General features: G+C 32.8%; 19 protein-coding genes. 13 read left to right on the top strand and 6 right to left on the bottom strand.

Annotated features, from left to right (window positions below; translation table 11 throughout):
* From UGRO018_RS03045 to UGRO018_RS03035, 3 genes are all read left to right on the top strand, one after another.
* Window positions 1–204, top strand: a 204-nt coding sequence (locus UGRO018_RS03045) for a LytTR family transcriptional regulator DNA-binding domain-containing protein (RefSeq protein WP_416324982.1), incomplete at its 5' end; no start/stop codon positions are given.
* A gap of 434 nt (window positions 205–638) precedes the next feature.
* Window positions 639–1,502, top strand: a complete 864-nt coding sequence (locus tag UGRO018_RS03040; RefSeq protein WP_416324981.1) for a hypothetical protein — start codon at window positions 639–641, stop codon at window positions 1,500–1,502.
* A 248-nt stretch (window positions 1,503–1,750) separates the two neighbouring features.
* Window positions 1,751–2,272 (top strand): hypothetical protein, encoded by a 522-nt coding sequence (locus UGRO018_RS03035; protein ID WP_416324980.1) that lies wholly within the window; start codon window positions 1,751–1,753, stop codon window positions 2,270–2,272.
* Between the two features lie 216 nt (window positions 2,273–2,488).
* Here the strand turns inward: UGRO018_RS03035 and UGRO018_RS03030 are convergent, their stop codons facing one another.
* The 6 genes from UGRO018_RS03030 to UGRO018_RS03005 form a co-directional block, all read right to left on the bottom strand.
* Complete coding sequence (locus UGRO018_RS03030) at window positions 2,489–2,716, bottom strand: hypothetical protein (protein WP_416324979.1); 228 nt, start codon at window positions 2,714–2,716, stop codon at window positions 2,489–2,491.
* A 250-nt stretch (window positions 2,717–2,966) separates the two neighbouring features.
* Window positions 2,967–3,578 (bottom strand): AAA family ATPase, encoded by a 612-nt coding sequence (locus tag UGRO018_RS03025; RefSeq protein ID WP_416324978.1) that lies wholly within the window; start codon window positions 3,576–3,578, stop codon window positions 2,967–2,969.
* Window positions 3,578–4,906: a PTS sugar transporter subunit IIC gene (locus UGRO018_RS03020; RefSeq protein WP_416324977.1), complete on the bottom strand. Its 1,329-nt coding sequence runs from the start codon at window positions 4,904–4,906 to the stop codon at window positions 3,578–3,580. The genes UGRO018_RS03025 and UGRO018_RS03020 overlap by 1 nt, the downstream gene beginning before the upstream one ends.
* Before the next feature lie 138 nt (window positions 4,907–5,044).
* Complete coding sequence (locus UGRO018_RS03015; RefSeq protein WP_416324976.1) at window positions 5,045–5,854, bottom strand: Cof-type HAD-IIB family hydrolase; 810 nt, start codon at window positions 5,852–5,854, stop codon at window positions 5,045–5,047.
* Between the two features lie 134 nt (window positions 5,855–5,988).
* Complete coding sequence (locus UGRO018_RS03010; RefSeq protein ID WP_416324975.1) at window positions 5,989–6,846, bottom strand: MurR/RpiR family transcriptional regulator; 858 nt, start codon at window positions 6,844–6,846, stop codon at window positions 5,989–5,991.
* Window positions 6,847–6,906: 60 nt separating this feature from the next.
* The gene (locus tag UGRO018_RS03005) at window positions 6,907–7,557 is read right to left on the bottom strand and encodes a YggS family pyridoxal phosphate-dependent enzyme (protein WP_416324974.1); all 651 of its coding nucleotides are present in this window, start codon (window positions 7,555–7,557) and stop codon (window positions 6,907–6,909) included.
* A 332-nt stretch (window positions 7,558–7,889) separates the two neighbouring features.
* On the opposite strand from UGRO018_RS03005, the gene tmk reads away from it, so the two are divergent.
* The 10 genes from tmk (at window position 7,890) to UGRO018_RS02955 (ending at window position 18,288) form a co-directional block, all read left to right on the top strand.
* Window positions 7,890–8,522 carry a dTMP kinase gene (gene tmk / locus UGRO018_RS03000; protein WP_416324973.1) on the top strand — a complete coding sequence of 211 codons (633 nt, stop codon included), beginning with the start codon at window positions 7,890–7,892 and terminating at the stop codon, window positions 8,520–8,522.
* On the top strand, window positions 8,515–9,492 hold the full coding sequence (locus tag UGRO018_RS02995) for a DNA polymerase III subunit delta (RefSeq protein ID WP_416324972.1): 978 nt from the start codon (window positions 8,515–8,517) through the stop codon (window positions 9,490–9,492). Before tmk ends, UGRO018_RS02995 begins: the two co-directional genes overlap by 8 nt.
* Window positions 9,492–10,409: a regulatory iron-sulfur-containing complex subunit RicT gene (ricT, locus tag UGRO018_RS02990; protein WP_416324971.1), complete on the top strand. Its 918-nt coding sequence runs from the start codon at window positions 9,492–9,494 to the stop codon at window positions 10,407–10,409. Before UGRO018_RS02995 ends, ricT begins: the two co-directional genes overlap by 1 nt.
* Before the next feature lie 9 nt (window positions 10,410–10,418).
* Window positions 10,419–11,276: a 16S rRNA (cytidine(1402)-2'-O)-methyltransferase gene (gene rsmI, locus UGRO018_RS02985; protein ID WP_416324970.1), complete on the top strand. Its 858-nt coding sequence runs from the start codon at window positions 10,419–10,421 to the stop codon at window positions 11,274–11,276.
* Window positions 11,277–11,419: 143 nt separating this feature from the next.
* Complete coding sequence (locus UGRO018_RS02980; protein ID WP_416324969.1) at window positions 11,420–11,719, top strand: hypothetical protein; 300 nt, start codon at window positions 11,420–11,422, stop codon at window positions 11,717–11,719.
* A gap of 273 nt (window positions 11,720–11,992) precedes the next feature.
* Complete coding sequence (locus tag UGRO018_RS02975) at window positions 11,993–12,706, top strand: LytR/AlgR family response regulator transcription factor (RefSeq protein WP_416324968.1); 714 nt, start codon at window positions 11,993–11,995, stop codon at window positions 12,704–12,706.
* Window positions 12,707–12,710: 4 nt separating this feature from the next.
* Window positions 12,711–13,979: a sensor histidine kinase gene (locus tag UGRO018_RS02970; RefSeq protein WP_416324967.1), complete on the top strand. Its 1,269-nt coding sequence runs from the start codon at window positions 12,711–12,713 to the stop codon at window positions 13,977–13,979.
* A gap of 12 nt (window positions 13,980–13,991) precedes the next feature.
* Window positions 13,992–14,312 carry a hypothetical protein gene (locus UGRO018_RS02965; RefSeq protein ID WP_416324966.1) on the top strand — a complete coding sequence of 107 codons (321 nt, stop codon included), beginning with the start codon at window positions 13,992–13,994 and terminating at the stop codon, window positions 14,310–14,312.
* A 431-nt stretch (window positions 14,313–14,743) separates the two neighbouring features.
* The gene (locus UGRO018_RS02960; protein ID WP_416324965.1) at window positions 14,744–16,675 is read left to right on the top strand and encodes an ATP-binding cassette domain-containing protein; all 1,932 of its coding nucleotides are present in this window, start codon (window positions 14,744–14,746) and stop codon (window positions 16,673–16,675) included.
* Entirely contained in the window at window positions 16,672–18,288 is a 1,617-nt protein-coding gene (locus UGRO018_RS02955) for an ATP-binding cassette domain-containing protein (protein WP_416324964.1), read from the top strand. Before UGRO018_RS02960 ends, UGRO018_RS02955 begins: the two co-directional genes overlap by 4 nt.
* Window positions 18,289–18,450: the final 162 nt, after the last annotated feature.

The following is an 18,450-nucleotide window of genomic DNA, read 5'->3' as shown; positions in this document are numbered from 1 at the left end:
AAAAAAAGAGGTAATATAATAGATATAATTGATAACTTACCTGAATACTTTGTTGAAATCACATATCACACTTTTATTAATATTTATTATATAACTCAATTAAATATGGAATTGAGAAATGTTCAATTGAAAGGAAATGTTGTTTTGCCTGTATCAAATAGTAAACTAAAAGGATTAAAAAAGATCTTAACTTTTTTTAATTAAATATTATATAGTATCCAATGAAATTGGAGAAAATAACGCTTAAAAGTGAAAACAGAGTTGGTGTTTTTTTGTTATACTATCGTAATAGTAATAAATAGAAAATAAATTTTGTTATAATAGGTCAATGAATATATTAATAAAATTTGCTTAAAAAACAATCTATGATAATAAGTTTTTATATAAAGAATACCTATAATAGCATGATTTAAAACCATATGTTTGCAAATAGTTGTTTTGAACAATATAATATGAAATATAAGAGGATATTATCGAATAGTAAATCTAGATAACTGGAAAAATCTATTCACATATGTATTCTCATAGGAGGCTAATATGAAAAATAAATTCATTATATTAGGGCCAATTTTAAATTGGCGTTTCAAATGTTAAAATTTATGAACTATAATATGAAAAAATCATAGAAAGGAGAACTTATGAAAAAGTTTTTTAATTGCTTATTATCGCTTATTCTATGTTTGATTTCTATATCAAACATAACAGTAATTTCAGCAAAAGATGAATCAAGTAGATATGAAGAAAAAAAGCAGTTTGATTTGAACGGATTTTCTTTGTCTTTAGAAAATAACACAGATAAAATAATTATAAATGCATATGAAAGATCTACAGAAATTTTAGAAACTTCTAAAGCATTTGAATCTTTTTTAAATGATAATCCAGAAATTGAAAAAGAAATATCACGTAATATAAAAAATGGAAAACAGTTGATTGCTATATCATATAATCGTGTTTATTTAAAAGAAATAAACGAATATGGAATCATTCATGAAGAACCAATGACAAACGCTGAATATGAATCAATGAAAATGTCTAGAGCGAATCCAAGTAAATTTAAAAATTTAACTCTTTCATTACAAATTTATAAAGATTCATGGAATCCGGGTTATGCAGATGTTCAAGAACAGGCAGTTTGGAGTTCTGGTTCTGGTGAAACTGGTCCAAGTAATGCAAATGATGATTCTATGGCTTTAACTGTTCCGGCTAATTATACAATAAATACTCATGGTATGACTGGTGTTGCAACAAGTCCTGCCTTTATAAGTAGATCAACAAATGGGGTCGGATATAGATTTAGAGAGAATACAGGAACACAAACGTTATATACTGGGTGTAATTATAAAGCTTATACAGGGCAACGTTTATATGTTGGAGAATATGTACATACATGGTCATCTGCTCAAATTTCATGGGGCTTTTCTGTAGGAGGACCTAGTTTCTCAGTTAGTGGAACATCAAATTATTGGGATTTGGCATGTGATATTACTACATATTCTGATTGATTTTTACTGAGTAGAAGCATCATTATTTTAGCATATTTCTCAAGTCGTGCAAATAAACTAATATGATATATGATTTTTAAAACAATTCTTCTGCATTTTATTTAGAAGAATTGTTTTAATTAGATAGAAGGTTAAATTACGAATTCATGAGGAATATCTTTATCTAAGTAGCATTAGTATCTAACGCACTATTGATATATATATATATATGTGCTAATCTTTATTTGAGAGAGAAAGAGGTGTTTAATATGATCAATACAAGGAAAAAAACAGAAAGAAAAATAATTTTGATTTTGATGATTTTCATGAGTTTATTGTGCTTGGTTGGATGTATCAATAAAGTCAAAAAACCAGTTGATTGTTTAAATGAGAAGTTTACCTCTTATGAAATATTGAAACAAGAAGAAAATGAGGATGTTCTTGTTTATCTAATTCAAGTAGAAAATGAGCCACTTAAAATGGTTGTCTTTGAAAAAAAAGACAAAGAACCTCAAATTTCAACGGTTTACGATGTAGAAAACGGATATGCTATTCATAGTATAGGAAGAGCTGATGGAAAATATGTTGCTATAGCGATTGATAATTCAGACAAGAAGCTAGATGGATTTTCTTTTAACATATATAAAAATGATACAGATTATATAGAAGTACATGAAGGTGATTTTGAATCGAAGGATAACTATATCATTTGTTTGTATAAATTCCCTCAGGTTTATCAAAATTTATTAGATTTTAATTTTAAGCTTCAAGACATAGGAAAAGAACAATAATATATTAATAAATAAAACGATTCTTCTATTTTCTACTAAGAATCGTTTTTATTTGATCGGAAAATTCTTCTAACAGGAAACCAAAAGAAAAAAGTCAAAATGTTAGTCATGATCCTGATTTATATCAGATTGCGGATTGAATGATTTCATTAAAAAGAAATTCATAAAATAAGTTATGAAAAAAGAGCAAATGCTCTTTTTCTATGTTTATGATGGTTAAGATGATGTTTCGTCTTTCAAGATCAATTTGATGAAATAGATGGTAGATAGTATCAAGATGATTGCTAAAATATAAAAGATAAAACCGGGATTAACGTTCTGATTAAAACTTCCGAATGTTAAAGAAATGGTAAGATCACCTATATTTGTATAAATTCCAAAGCATAAACATATGATTGCCGAAACGAAACAAGGGGCAACGAGTAAAGATGAAATCTTTTTCATAATGATCCTCCTCAAAAATGATACGCTATGATAATCATTTCTATCATTCTTTTATATATTACTAATCGATATGTTAAAGAAAATGAATTTCTTTAAATCATAGATATTACCATTTTCATCACCCTCTTATACTTTAATATATAATAATAACATGAATTCACATTATCTTTAACAGCTTTGTGAATAATTTTCTTTAATTCAATATCTTCATAGGCTTAAGGGGTAAAAAGAAAAGAGCTTACGCTCTTTCTTAAAACTGCCATCCATTAAATGTAAAGGCTGTATCTGATACATTTTCAGGGTCATATTCCTTTAAAATTTCAGCATAGCGTTCTTTGTAATCGTTATCGATTTCTGCTTGAGGAATGACCTTACTTGCTTCATTCAAGAAATGAAAGGAATCTCTTCCCATTGCTTGACCACGCTGTGTATGTTTATCTAAAGCATAGTCAGGTATTTCAGGAAGTTTGCCCATTGCGAAGCTTTTGATACATATATTTTTCAATAAATCACTGGAGCGATCTTTTTCACTAGCACACATATAACGAATTGCATGAATGAAATAAATCGTCCTATCATTGTCAGAATAATCAAAATTTAATCTCATTTGAGATAAAGAATTTACAACAACAGCTGCCATAGGATTGCCCATTCCGATATCTTCAACAGAAATTGTTAATAATCTTCTCCATAATTTTTCTTCAAGTTGTGGGGATGAAATATAAAGCTCATAAGCAAACATACAAGCCTGTTCTTCCAAACCTCTACGAATTGATTTTTGTAAAGCTGAAATAACTTCATCACATGCATAGCCATTACGTGTTGTAATTTTAGACCATGGATCATACATTTGTTTTGCCATTAGTTATCCTCCTGTGCAACTTCTTGTGCTTCTTTTTCTAATTCTACTTTTTCGTAGACTTTATAGAATGGTAAATAGATCAATACACTTAATGCAATTAACAGGAACATAAAAATTACGTTTCTAAAGTCTGAACCGGACATCCATGCCTGAATAAAGAATGGAATAAAGCTTGGATCTGCCACAAAGCCTCTTGTGATCAATCCTAGTTCTTGTGCATAATATCCAAGAATTACCGCAATACTTGGAGTTAAGATGTATGGAATCGCCAAGATAGGATTATAAACCATTGGAACACCGAAAGTGATAGGTTCATTAATAGAACAGCATCCTGGCACGATTGAAATTCTAGCCAAAGAACGGAATTTTGCGCTTTTGCTTCTCCACATTAGAATAATCAAACCTAAAGTTCCACCGGCTCCTCCTAGCATTGCATAACGGAATAGCTGAAGGTTCATAGAGTTTTCCATAGGAAGATTTGCTGCTAAAGCTTCTGCATTTGCTGCAGTACCTGCCAAACCGATCATAAAGACGATTGGGAAAACAACAGAAGTACCATTGATACCTAAGAACCATAAAACATTAGAGAACATAATGATCAATGCATATACCCATACATTGTTTCCTACATTAATTGCAGGAGTCAAAATACTCATGATCATTTCAGGAAGTGATTTTCCAGAAGCGCTGATCAAGATTAAATTCAGACCATAAATCAAAACAATATTAACAAGCAAAGGCAACAATGAATTGACAAATGCTGCGACCATGCTTGGTACACTGTCAGGAAATTTCACCTTAATGCCCTTAGTTTCAATGAATCTTGTAATTTCCACTGTGACGATACTCAAAATCAAAGCCACAAATAAACCATTACTGTCCAAATAATTTGTTGTGATACCATTGATGCCCTCAATTTCTGTAGGTACCACCTTTGCACATACCATGAAGAAAACTGACATATTCATGATACCACTGATTGCTGCGTTCATTTTATAGCTTTTTGCTAGTGAATAAGCTACAGAGAATGCAGTCATCAGACCTAAAAGATTAAAGGTCATGTAATAAGGTGTCATGATTTCTGTGTTATATGTCGTTGCCCAGTCTTTCCATCCTATCAAAAAGCGAAGAATGAAATTCGTCGTGTTTAAATCTACTGTATCCATATTGATTGGAGGATTAGCAAGTATCATGAAGATAGATCCGATAACTAATAAAGGAAGTGTCATCATCATACCGTTTGCTAAAGCTTGTAAATGACGTTGATTGCCAAGCTTAGCTCCAATTGGAGAAAGATATTTCTCCAAAAAACCTGTGAATGCTTTCATATATCAAAGCCCCTTTCTATCACAATGCTTTATTTTATCAAAGATTGATGAAAATGCATATATAAAACTGAGATTTCTTTTCATTTTGGAAAAATTTACTGATGAATAAAAACAAAAAGAGCTATAAAACATAGCCCGTTATTGTAAAATAAAGGTATTGATAAAATTTGCGATACCATCATGATTATTGTCATCAGTGATATGGTCGGCAATCATTTTACATTTCTCACTGCCATTTTTCATAATGACACCAATACCTGCATGTAAAGTCATATCATAATCATTGTCAGCATCTCCAAAGGTGCATAATTCATCCATAGTAAGATGATATAGCTCCATGACCTGTTTTAGGCCATGTGTTTTTGATATTCTTGGATCCATATATTCAAACAAGATACTTGCAGTTTTCAAGGCAGAAGATTTGAACCGATCATCATGGAATGTTTTACTACGTTTTATTACATCATTCATCTTTTCCGGATCACATACGATCATAACCTTAGGTCTTGGCTGTTTTAAAAATTCATTAAAATCTACAACTTGATAAGGAACTTTATCCGCTTTTGATAGTGATTGAATATGACGATCATCTTTTGGAGCATATAAAATACCTTGATAGGGTATGGCGAAATTAACATCCATATCTTCATAGTGCTCAATGATAGATCGTATTAAGGATCCATCTAAGGGATAGCTATCTTTGCCTGTATTGGTATGAAAGTCATATATTTCAGCACCACCGGTTCCGACAATAGCATCTACCAATCCTTCTATACCCCAATGTTTACATAATGTTTTTACACTATGTACATCTCTTCCTGTAGATAATCCGAACATGATTCCCCGATCTTTTACATCTTTGATTGCCTGTAGCGTTTTTGGTGTAACCTTACCTTCATCGTTAAGTAAGGTACCATCGATATCACACATGATTGCTTTTATTCTCATTGTAATTCCTCCTTGATGAGCTTATTGTAATAAAAGCGAATAGTGACATCAATAGGAGAAGTCTTAATAGGAGAATTTTATCATTTCCTTCTTTCATAACATTCATTTATATGAAAAATAATTTTCAAAATTGATTACTTATGATTCTCTTTTGCAATCATATGATAGTAAGCAATTTTCTTTTGTATATTTTGATCATAATGCTTTTGAAAATAACCGGTGTATAAAATATCCAAAATATAAAGTAGGGATAACCTTGTTGAATAAGAAGATATTTTATGATAATGATCTTCATTAGAACAAAGTGTTAAAAAGCAATCAATATCTTTTACCTGTTGTAAATATTCCATAGATGTGATCAAAATGATTGGTGTATGATTTTCTTTCAGCATGGAAAGTAGCTTTTGTACTAGGATACCACGTCCTCCAAATGAAATTAGAATAGCGACATGGGTAGAATCACTGGATGCAGCATGCAATCTTTGATCATATTCATCTATGGGAACATTTACGGTAACACCGATTTCTTTCATTTGAAATTTGAAATTTTGTGCAAAAAAGCAATTTCCTGCAGAAGCATAAACATCGATATGAGCTGAGCGAATCAATAAAGATACAGCTCTTTCTAACTGTCTACAATCAAATAAATCATAAGTAGATGTAATTGTTTGTGTATAATCTTCCTTCATAAAAGTTAAGATTTCTTGGCTATTTTGATCAATCTTAACAGGAAAATTAAAGTCAAGTTCTTGATGCTCTACCATATAGCTATCGATTGAACCTGATAGTTGTATCTTCAGATCTGATAAGCCAGATAGATTTAGCTTATTACATAATCGATAAATGGTCGTTTGTGATACAAAGCAATGCTTTGCGATTTCTTGACTATCCATGTCCAAAAATTGTTTTGGATGTTGGAGAAGAAAGTTCACGATTTGTGTTTCATTTGCTGTTAAATTGTTCATGGTTTCCAGTTTTTTAAATATGTTCATAAGTATCACCTAGTTTTATTATAACGTATTGATATCAAAAAAGGAGCATATCGCTCCGGTTTATTGATGATAGTTTCGTTTTCCGAAAATAACGCTTCCTAAACGAATCATATTACTTCCATGTTTCAAGGCAAGATGATAATCATCACTCATACCCATAGACAGATAATGGAAATGATCTTTTCCATATTCACCTTGTAATTTCATAAATAAGGCATGCATTCTTTCAAAGCATGCTTCGATTTTTTCCTCATCATCAGTTAATGGACCAACACACATCAATCCTTGAACATCCAAATGCTTTAATCTCATACATTGCTTTACAAATACAGGAGCTTCTTCTAAAAGTACACCTGTTTTCCCAGGGTCACGACTGATGTTCACCTCAATTAAAATAGGCATGACTTTATCTATCTTTGCACATTGTTTCTCGATTTCTTCCGCAAGACGTAGACTATCAACACTTTGAATCATGCTGGCAATACCTACGACATCTTTGACCTTATTTCTTTGTAAATGACCGATCATATGCCAGGTGTAGGCCGGATCATATTTATCCTTCATTTCCTGAACCTTGTTTTCTCCAAATATTGTGCATCCATATTTATGAGCTTCATTAATCTCTTCTTTGGTATGCATTTTACTTACGGCAACCAATGTAACATGTTCAGGAAGCTCTTTTTGTATTTGTTGTAACTTTTCTTTATTCATTATCATACACCTCGCTTGTCTTTATTATAGCACGATTTATGAAAAGCGAAAGACAAGAGAAAAGAACAGATGGACTCTGTTCCTTTCTGTATGTGAAAGGGAATAAAATTTTCCCTGTTACTACTATACGCTAATATCGTATATTTTATTCATAGAACGTAACTAGATATTAAAAAATTAGAAGAAACAATTGGAAGATTTGTTATATAGTGGCCATTTCAAATCCCGTTATAAGGAAAGGTTTCTTTCACGATATGAACTTTTCAAGATTATAGATGCCCACAAGGACTGGCATATGATATAATAGTAAAGTGAGTTAGGAGTGTTTCGACATGAAAAAAGGTCTATTTATAACATTTGAAGGAAGCGATGGCAGTGGAAAGACAACCATCTCCATGAAAGCTTATGAAAAGTTGAAGGAAATGGGTTATCCTGTCCTATATACCAGAGAACCAGGTGGCATCGATATTGCGGAGCAGATACGAAAAGTGATCTTGGATCCAAAAAACACGGCAATGGATGCTCGTTGTGAAGCATTATTATATGCTGCAAGCAGACGGCAACATTTGATAGAAAAAGTGTTACCTGCATTAGAACAAAACATGATCGTGTTATGTGATCGTTTTGTGGATAGCTCTTTGGTATATCAGGGAATTGCCAGAGGCATAGGTGTTGATGAAGTTTATCAAATCAATGAATTTGCGATAGAAGGACATTTACCTGATGCAACGGTATTCTTAGATGTTAGTTTAGAAACAGGTCTTGCTCGTGTAGCAAATCGAGGAAACTTAGATCGATTGGATAGTGAAGGCATTGCCTTTCATGAGATGGTAGCCAAAGGATATGAATGGATCAAAGAAGAATTCAAAGATCGTATGCATATCGTAGATGCCAATCAAGATATAGACCAAGTATTGAAACAGACCATAGCCACACTACAGGAGATCATTGAGCCTTATGTTTAAGGAAACATTAAAGCTACAACAACCTGTTGTATATCATACTTTAAAGCATGCTTTGGAGAATGATAAGCTAGCTCATGCATATATGTTCAGCGGGCCAAGTGGAACACCTAAGAAACAGACAGCCTATTTATTAGCACAAAGCTTGGTATGTGAAGAGTCTGGATTTGCTTGTGAGGAATGTGATGTTTGTCAGCGTGTGATTCACAATGAATATGCAGATTTGATTTACATAGATGGTACGACAACATCCATTAAAAAGGATGATATCATAAAGCTACAAGAAAATTTCAATAAAACAGGATTAGAAGCAAAAGGGAAAAAGGTCTATATTCTGGATCATGCAGAAAATGCAACACCGGATGCTTTGAATAGTCTTTTGAAGTTTTTAGAAGAGCCTACCAATGATATGATTGCAATCTTGATCGTAGAACAGTTAGAACGAGTATTAGCGACCATCGTATCTCGTTGTCAGAATATACCATTTACACCATTAAGTTTTGCTCAGTGCTTTGATGAAGTGAAAGATGCTATGCCAGAACTAGATGCTTATATGTTAAGCAACATGATAAGAAATAAAGATGCGATATTGGAAGCTTTTGAGAGTGAAGATTATCAACATGCACTTCATTCATGGATTGGTACCATCGATCAATATTTAATAGATCCCTATCAAGCACTATTATTCCTACAAGTAGAAGGTTTTCCAAGTAAACAAAAGAAGTATGGTAAAGTTGCTTTTACTTATGTGATCGATATGCTAAGTATCTTCTTTAAGGATTGTATGAAACAAGAGCTTTTTATTAAGGATACATGGTATAACGAACATGTGGAACGGATGAAACAAAAAAGAGTCAATCATTTAGCAATGCTACAGATTTTGATGGAAACAAGAGATAAGCTACTTCGATCTGTCAATATCCAATTGTTAATAGATTCTATGATATATCAAATGAAAGAGGTGAGTGCGTAATGCAAAATGAAAAAAAGGAACCTAGAAAAGATATTCCAAGGCAAGAACATAAGCCACATAAAAACGAGGATAATAAAGGACATAAAGCGGAACAAAAACCAACACGTACCTATAAATATTTAGCCTTTGTTTCCTTTAAGGAATCAAAAAAGGTGTATAGCTTTGGTAGTGATAGCAATGATTTCCATGTCGGAGATGATGTTGTTGTGGAAACAGTACGTGGACTAGAACTTGGTAAGATAGTAAAAGAAAGTGAAGCTTTTTTATCAAATGGAATGGAAATTAAACCAATCATTCGTAAGGCTACACCAAAGGATTTGAAAACAGCAGAACAGAATGTCGAAAAAGCGAAAAAAGCTTTGACCATATGTAATGAATGTATTCATAAGCTTGGCTTAGATATGAATTTGATAGAAGCGGAATACACGTTAGATTGTAGTAAGATCATCTTTGTATATGTCGCAGATGAGCGTGTAGATTTCAGAGAGCTATTAAAAGAACTTGCCGCAATCTTCAAATGTAGAATTGAGCTTCGTCAAATCGGGCCAAGAAACAAATCCAAAATCATCGGAGGATTGGGAAGTTGCGGTATGGAAACATGTTGTTCTCGTTTCCTGAATGATTTTGATGTTGTATCTATCAATATGGCAAAAAATCAGCTTTTAGCATTGAATATTCAAAAGCTAAGCGGACAGTGTGGTAAGTTGATGTGTTGTTTAAAATTCGAAGATGAACAATATAAAAAGTTAAGAGAAGGATTGCCTAAGCTTAACTCCCAAATCGAGTATAAAGGAAGTCGTTATCGTATTACCAGTATGAATGTATTATTACAACAAGTAAAGATTGAAAATAAAGAAGACGTACAATTCTTAACATTCAAAGAATTGTGGCCGGATATTGATTTTAAAGATCGGTAGGTGAAGGATATGATTCGTCAGAAAAGCTTCGAGACAAAGCAACCAACACTTTATGTTGTTGCGACACCAATTGGTAATTTGGAAGAGATGACACCAAGGGCAATTGAGGTTTTGGAAATGGTAGATGTGATTGCGGCAGAGGATACAAGAAATACCATGAAGCTACTCACTCATTTCCATATCAAAACCAGAATGATTTCTCATCATCAGCATAATGAGAATCAAAGTGCAAATGGATTATTGGAGTTGTTAGAAAAGGGAAACAATGTCGCAATCGTTAGTGATGCAGGTTATCCTTTGATATCTGATCCAGGCAGTGTTGCCGTAAAGAGAATCACGGAAGCCGGTTTTCCGGTAGTACCTGTATCCGGTAGTAACGCAATGTTAGCTGCTCTTGTTGGTTCAGGGTTAAGTACACAGCATTTTATGTTTTATGGCTTTCTACAAGCAAGTGAAAAGGGAAGAACCTCAGAATTATGTGAGTTAAAATATTTCCCTTATACGATGGTGTTCTATGAAGCTCCTCATCGTATCAAGAAAATGTTGACAAGCATGTTGGAAGTGTTCGGTAATCGTCATATTTGCCTTGCTAGAGAATTGACCAAAAAGCATGAAGAATTTCTACGGGGAACATTAGAAGAAATTTTAGATGTTGTTGATGATTTAAAAGGTGAAATGGTGATTGTCGTTGAAGGTAGTCAAAACATCAAAGATGATGGCGAAGATGCCGCTGTACCTTTGGTTCATGAACAAATCAAAGAATATATTGATCATGGGCTATCCACAAATGAAGCAATCAAGCGAGTTGCCAAAGAGCGAGGATTATCTCGTAATGATGTGTATAAAGAATATCATGAAGTATCTTAAATCATAAAAAGAAAGTGCAGACTTTGAATCAAAGAAGTTTGCACTTTTTTCATACAAAAAACATCCTCATTCATACAAGAAATATTCTATCAAAGATAAAAATTGATAACATAAGGATGTATATGAAAAGAGGAGGAATCACTATGTTAGAATTCTTTTTAGAATTGATTTTTGAGATCTTATTTGAAATCATAATAGAATTTTTATCTTCATTGATCAAAAACAAATGGGTGACACGTATTTTGAATATCATATTTGTTATCGTGTTGCTGTTGATTCTTGGATCATTAATGACTTTCGGCTCTTATTTGATTACTGTTTTACGCTATAAAGAGGCTGCTGTTATCTTTGGTGTTTTTATATTATTGATCGTTGGAGTGATTGTTCAAATCAGAAGAATCATACGTCAGAAAGAGGAAGAACGATGGAATTTTCTAGGGTAATGAAACAAAAGGTTTGTGATGATATGATATGGATCAGTTTTCTTATATTCATCATTGGGATGGTGACAGGTAATACATTACTTAGATTTTGTTTTCTATATCTCATATCCTTTCTTTTGTTTCTTTGTATATTCTTATTTTCATTTCTAAAAATGCCTTGTACGATACTGATTTTGATATGGAAGTTCTTATGGCTTAGTTAGATATTTTTCTTGCATAATCAAATTTTTTCCTGTACCTTATAGATAAAGAGGATGGAAAAGAGGAAGTCAAATGTTGAAAATCGCTATTGTAGATGATGCAAAGGATATCTGTATTCAAATCAAAGAAAGAGTAGAAAAAATATTATTTCCAACAGCAAAGGATTATCGGATCCATATGTTTGAAAATGGTGCCGAGCTTTTAAATATCATAGATAAAGAACCAATGGATATCCTATTATTAGATATCGATATGCCGGATCTAAATGGCCTTCAGGTTGCTGAACAATTACGTCTGCATAAGCAGATGCCAATCATTATCTATATCACTTCTGAGGTGTATTATATGCCGGAAGCCTTTGGTGTCAATGTATTTTCTTTTATTGATAAACAAAAGCTTGATGAACATTTAGAAACAACCATACTTCGTTGTATCCACTATATCGAACAAAATATTAGTGTCAGTTTTAAAACAAATCAAGGTTATGTTCAGCTTAAAAAAGACGAAATTATTTATTTTTCTTATGTTGGTAGGAAGATATGTGCACAAACGATTTTCGATTCCTTTGAAATTCATGCCGAAACCTTAACTTCTATCCATCATAAGTTACACGATGATGCTTTTATTTTTTTGAATCGTGGGATTTTAGTAAATATACGTTATATCAAAAGTACCAAACATGGTATTGCGAAGTTAGATGGAGTAAAGGAAGAAATTGCAATCAGTCAAAATAAGATAAAAGCAATCAATGATCAGATTTTGACTTATTTGTCAATGAGTTGGTGAAAGTATGTTAACTTATTTATTAATGCTGATGATTGGGGCCTCAGATGTCATTTTACCAATATTAAGTTTTGAAGTATATTGTTTAGATAAGCCAAAAACAAATCATTGGATACTCTTAATTTTATGTTTAGTCGCTATCATTCTTCGTTGTTTTACTTCTTTACACTATATCATATTAAGTAGTGCGGTATTTCTTATTCTCGCCATTTGGACCTATGGTAAAAAAATTGATATGAGAATCATCATGTCTTGGGTTCTTTATACCGGGGTATTGTTTGTGATTATTTGGCTGTTAAATTATTTGTTTTTTGCGAACTCTATGTTTAATTATTTAAGCGCAACAGAATTAGAAACCAGTGATTTCTTGTTAGAACGAAATGAGTTTATGTGTAAAATGCTTTATTTATCCGGTGTAGTTTTGATTTTGTCCCAGCGACAATATAAGCATTCTTTTGATATCAAATATTGGTTTAAAATGCGTTTGTTTTTAATTTTCGCAATGATCATCATCTTTATCCTCGGTTTGTTTGCGACCAGAGCAAGAGATCAACGTCAGGTTGTTTTATATGCTTTTATGGCAGGACTGTTATTCTATCTTGTATATCTGTTATATTTATTCTTTAAAGACTTGGTAGCATCTATTTCTTTAAAACAAGTGGTAGAAGCACAAAGCAAAATGAATGAAATGAAATTAGAACAGTTATTGGAAAGAGAACACAGTTTTGAGGAAATCAAAAGCTTTAAACATGATATGAAAAACAATCTTCATGTGATTACCTATTTATTAGAAGAAGGAAAAACGGATAAAGCGAAATCCTATCTAGAAAGTTATTTGCAAATTTATACGAAGGCAGATCATATCATCCCTGTTGAAAATGATATTGTCGCAGCGATTCTTCATGATAAAATGACGAGATATCCCGATATAGAAATAACGATATCATATCGAGCACCAAAAGAGTTAGCTATTAGCGATTCTGATTTATGTGCGATTCTTGGAAACCTTTTGGATAATGCAGTAGAGTATCTGAAGGAACAACAATGCAAAGGAAGAGTCGATATATTGATTCGACAATTTTATCATAAGCTATTTTTAGAGGTATCCAATGATTATATGGAAGAAGAACTTCACTTGGAAACGAAAAAACCGGAAAGTGAATATCATGGATATGGATTAAAAAATGTTCGCCATGCTGTTGAACAATATGAGGGATGTATGAATATTTCCGTAGAAAATCGTCGTTTTATTGTTAGAATTTTGATGGAACCGTAAATGGAGGACACTATGATCGTTATCGAACGAAGAAAAAGAAAGTTGTTATGTTTTCGAAGCTTTGTCATTTATGTTGATGGTAAAAGAGTGGGGCGATTAAAAAGGGGAAAACAACTAAGACTTACATTACCTTTCGGGCAACATGAATTATGTGCAAGGATTGATCATTGTATGAGCAAACCATATAAAGTAATGGTACATGATGATGAAACAATACATCTTTATTGTGACACTTGTGAGAAATATAGCTTGTATATGAAAAATATGTTGGTACATCCCGATAAGGTGTTGTATTTTGAGCATAATGATAAAGGATTAGATGAAAACATATAACCTTACGTTTAAAAAACGTTGACAAATTAGGTAAATAGAGTTATTTTGTATGTAATGAAATAGTTGAACTCTTAATGGTTATTTCATTATTTCTTAGATACAGGCTTATTTATTACTATGCTGTGATATATGTTTTATTTTAGATTTATATCATCAAATTAAGTTAGTGATTAGTTAAGTCTAGGCAATCAGTCATTATTCAAAAGATTACGAAAGAAAATGGATATTCCTTCAGTACAAATCATATTGGGATGGCGCAATAACTTATCAAGGCGGTAATGTGATTATAACTTGGAATTGGACTTTGAAAGATTCAAAAAACAATACTGTTGACTCTGGAAAAGAAGTTCATAAACATTAACAATGAATGCGTCGGAGTAGAGCAGTTGTTTATATTGCTCTACTGTTTTTTATGAAAGGGGCGTGAGGGTATGTTGAGCATAAAGGGAATTAATATTAAATTTGATAAAGTCTTGTTTCATGATTTTGATTTTTCTTGTGGTATTCACCAGATTACTGCCATATCAGGAAAAAGTGGATTCGGAAAAACAACGTTATTGAATTTGATTTCACAAAACATCCAAGGCTACAAGACTTATGAAATAGATGGAGAACAGATAGATTCTCAACTTCTGAATCAAAATGTATGGTATGTTAGACAGGATCCGTTATTTGAAGAGGATTTGACAATGAGGGAAAATTTGAATCTGTTATATGCTTATGATCAAAAGTCAAAAGATTCTGAATTAGAACAAGTATTGGCAGAGGAATTAGAAATCACCCATACGTTTTTACTTTATCCCAATACTTTGTCTGATGGTGAGAAGAAAAGATTTTCTTTGCTGATCGCTTGTGTTTTGCAAAGAAAAATTGTGTTGTTGGACGAGCCAACAGCATCCCTCAATGATGAGATGGTTGATAAGACTTTAAGAATTATTCAAAAATATCTTTCCAACAGCGCAGTCATCATATCCACGCATGAGCAAAAGGTCTTAGCAATATGTGATGTTGTTTATACTCTTCTACAAGGGGATGTTAGTAAAGAAGGAACCATCACAGATGATAAGTTCTGTCTTGAAATTAAAAAGAAAAAGCCGGATCTTTTGAATTACTATTGGAAAAGTTTGAAACATCATAAAGTATATCATATCATTGCACAATGTTTGATTACGATATCCATCTGCGCATTGGGTCTTGGCCTTTTTTCGGTTGATGTTTATGTGAAGGATCAAGAAGAACAATTGAATTCCTTATTTACGAATCAATTTGTTGTCTATGCTCCATTGATAGAAGGTGCTACGTATAATCAAAATGAATATCCGTTGACAGTGGAACAACTGGCAGAGTTGAAAAGTATGAAGTCAGTACGATCCGTGAGAGAATTATATTGTTATATCGAAACTAACGCAAAGGAAATGAAATTGAAAAATAAGCTACTATTCCCAGGAGATAAGGATACAGCTATTGAGTATATTTCTTATGATGATACTAAGGATATTGAACAATATATTGATCAGAAGATAAATGATGAGGGTATCTATATCACAAAAGAATTAGCTGAACATATGGGAAATTTGCAACAAGGAGACAGCCTGACGTTTTCTCTTCCTGTACCAGAATACAATGTATTCAATGAAGGCTTTGTTGGTGATGATATGGGAAATCCACTCTATTATATTGTATATCCAAAGGAACATGCAATGGAAGTCACTTTCCCAATTGCGGGTGTTTTAAAGGATGATATTTCCAAAATGGGGATGTCGATATCAACAGTAGAAAATGTCATTTATCTGCCACAAAGCGTTTATCAGACATATATCAATGAACAGAATCCATCAACAGGTTATAAAGAAGGTGAGGCAGAGTATCGGCCTTATCAGCCCAATGCATATGTTGTAGAATTAACGTCTGTAAAAGATATAGCCGAATTTAAGGATAAACTGGTACAGTTGGGATTGGGTTGTGATTCAGAATATTTTGATGTATATGCATATTTGCAGACAGAAGCAAGCACCAAGGCATTTCAACAGCGGTTTGCGTTACTCCTATGCGGTGGAATGGTGTTGCTAGTGTTGGTATTAAAATATTTGAAAAGAAACATCGATTTGCAGTTTTTCTACTATATCAAAGCTGTTTCTAACGATGTTTCCTTTAGTCAAAGAACGTATCGAACATGCTTATGTTATCGTGCTTGCTTTGACTTTCTGGTAGCGATGCTTTGTTGTCTTCTCATCTTGTTGATTGCTTCTCAGGGATTTCAGAAAACCTATACTCTTCCATGGTTTACTTATGTCATTTGCTTTTTATTCTCCCTGTTGATTGAAGGAAGTTCCTTGCTGTATAGCAGGAGAGTCAGCGTATGATTGAGTTGAAACATCTTCAATTATCCTATAAAAACAGAAAACTGTTACATGATGGATATCTTCAGGGAAATCGAAAAGAAGTGATTCTGATTAAAGGAAAAAGTGGTTGTGGAAAGACAACGCTATTGTATCAAATGTGTCTGGTTGGAACCATGACTTGTGAATTTCTATGGGATCAAAAACGAATTGACCATTTAGGTAACTCGCAAAAAGCCACAATCAGAAGAGAAAAGATTAGCTTTGTACTACAAAGCAAGATGTTAATTGAAGATATCACGGTAGAGGATAATATCCGATACTATGCGGAATTAAATGGAATTATATTATCGAAAGATGAGATATGGCAGTTATTGAAAAGGTCTGGATTGGAAGCATTAATTTCTAGAAAAGTAAACGATCTATCTGGTGGTGAAAAGCAGAGAATAGCAATCATGTGTGCAATATCGAAGCAACCGGATTTGCTTTTGCTTGATGAACCTACCAGTCAATTGGATAGTGATAATGAGCGCTCTATGATGAAATGGATTCAAAGCATCGCTCGTGATTATCAGGTTTGTGTTGTGATGACAAGTCATCGAAATCTTGATGACTATGCAGATAAAATCTATATGATGGAGAATCAGCAGCTGCGTTTGATAAAAGACATGAAAAAACCATACCTTCTTAAGGATCATGAGGAAAGAACCCAACGAGTACGTCTATTCAGTATCATAAAGATCCAGCAAAAGAAAGATTGTTTCTTTTATCTAAAATTATGCGTGATTCTAATCTTTGTTCCTTTGTTTGCGTTGGTATTACAACAAGGTCTGTCAATTTATTTTGAAGATCAATGCGCTACTTTGTCACAATCGGCGCAAAAGGAAGTTTTGAATGAGGAATATCAAACACAAAAAGGAATGCTGGCACAAGGTGTTGAAGTAGACCTGATGTTTTACTATCCACAGAATCAAATGGAACATTATCTAAGACAGGATTATAAAATTGATGGCTGTTATATCAATCAGAATCTGTTTCAATATCTGCATCAAGATTTAAAGGGTCGCAGTTTAGATCTTTCTTACCAAGATCAGCAGATAATAGTTCCGGTTGCGGGAATTATGGATCAAAGTGATATCATAAACGGCGTGCAACAAGACTTTTACCTGTTCTTACCAATAGAAACCTATCAATCATTGACGAAAAGTGAACCGGCATTTTTTGTTGATACATTGGAAGAATTAAGGACGTTTGATGATTCCAGAATTGTGTTTCTTCGTGATATTCAATTGTGTGAAGATCATCAAGACTTACAGAACAATCAGAAAAACAGTATGCGTATCATTTCTATTATATTTGTAATTATATCAGTATTGTTTGCTGCTTTGTATTGTTATTTCAGAAGAAAAGAATGGACCATTCGCTATTTTGATGGGTTCAGTAAAAGGCAACTTTTATCTTTGGCATTTCTTGAAAATGCTGGGATTTTAATTTTTCAGCTCGCCTTGGGATATCTGATGGATTCCTCATGGTTTCTTTCATTTGTTAGTTACAGCTTGTGTTTTCAAATATTGCTCTTGATTATGATGATCATCTTTATTTATCAAATCGATTTTAAAAAGCTGATGAGGAGTTAAGAAATACCACAAGATTTCATCAAATAGAACCTCTAACCATTGTGAAGCATCATGTTTAGAGGTTTTTTGCTATATATGGGCAAAATAGTTGTTTGATGAAATTTGTAAGAATATGGAACTTTGTATAGCCTTTACATTACATATCAAAAATGATAGACTACT

Source organism: Hoskinsella mucinilytica, assembly GCF_045223415.1.
GTDB classification, from domain to species: Bacteria; Bacillota_I; Bacilli_A; order Erysipelotrichales; family Erysipelotrichaceae; genus Hoskinsella; species Hoskinsella mucinilytica.
Note: the sequence above shows the minus strand (reverse complement) of the source record. Positions and strands in the feature narration are given on the sequence as shown.